This is a genomic window from Piscibacillus salipiscarius, from assembly GCF_042685285.1.
Classification (GTDB): domain Bacteria; phylum Bacillota; class Bacilli; order Bacillales; family Alkalibacillaceae; genus Piscibacillus; species Piscibacillus salipiscarius.
Genome location: NZ_JBHUMZ010000033.1, coordinates 1 through 1063 on the forward strand (window position 1 = coordinate 1; position 1063 = coordinate 1063).

Consider the following 1063-nt stretch of genomic DNA (forward strand, 5'->3'; position numbering starts at 1 on the left):
TTTTATCGAAAACGACGTTATATTTGTGAGGACCGACAATGCCGTAAGCGATTCTATGAAGACAACTCAGTTGTAGAACGTTATCAGAGACAATCAATTGAGTATAACCAAGCTCTATCTATAGAATTGATTCATGGAAAGAATTTTAAAGATGTAGCGGATCGTTTTATGACTTCTCCTACTACGGTTATGCGCCGTTTCGATCAGATTAGTTCTTCTAAATTAAAAGAAGCAACAGAACTCCCTAAAGTGATTGCTATTGATGAATATAAAGGTGATACGGGTGGAGAGAAGTATCAAACAATCATTGCGGATCCTATTGAAAGAAGGCCTATTGAAATTCTTAAAGATAGGAAAAAAGAGACCTTAAAAGAGTATCTTAGACAACACGGGGATAAAGTTGAAGTAGTTGTTATGGATATGAGTCAATCTTTTAAAGCAGCTGTTGATCAAGCACTGGGTGGTCCCATTATCGTTGCTGATCGATTTCATTTTTGTCGCTATATTTATTGGGCACTCGAAAAGGTAAGAAGAAAAGTTCAAAACGAATTTGATGACTATGATCGTAAGAAGTGTAAAAGGATGAGGCATGTCTTTTATAAACACAATGAAAATTTAACAGATAAGCAACGATGGTATTTGGAGCATTATCTTAGAAAATCTAACTATTTAAGAAAAGCCTATCAATTGAAAGAAGCATACCGATTGTGGTTTGAAATAGCGAAGGCCAGCGGCCCTACTAATTTGAAATCTATAAAGAAGAGGTTATATCAATATTATGATCTCGTAAAGACATCTGGTGTTATTGAATTTGAAAGGTCGATATCGACCTTTCAAAATTGGCAAAAACAAATCATGAATAGCTTCGCATTTGAATTACATAATGGTTATGTGGAAGGTATTAATAACCAAACTAAAGTTATTAAACGTAATGCTTTTGGATTTAAACGTTTTGATCGCTTTAGATTGAAGATATTATTACATCATCAATATAAAAATATAAAAGTTCGAGTCACATAATTAGGAGTGAGCGTATGCTCACCCCAACATTTGACTTAGAACC

1 protein-coding gene is annotated in these 1063 nt (G+C 34.1%); it reads left to right on the forward strand.

Going from position 1 to position 1063, the window contains the following annotated elements:
- The coding region (locus ACFSW4_RS11935; protein WP_377329521.1) for an ISL3 family transposase at positions 1-1020 on the forward strand (1020 nt) is incomplete at its 5' end.
- Positions 1021-1063 lie beyond the last annotated feature (43 nt).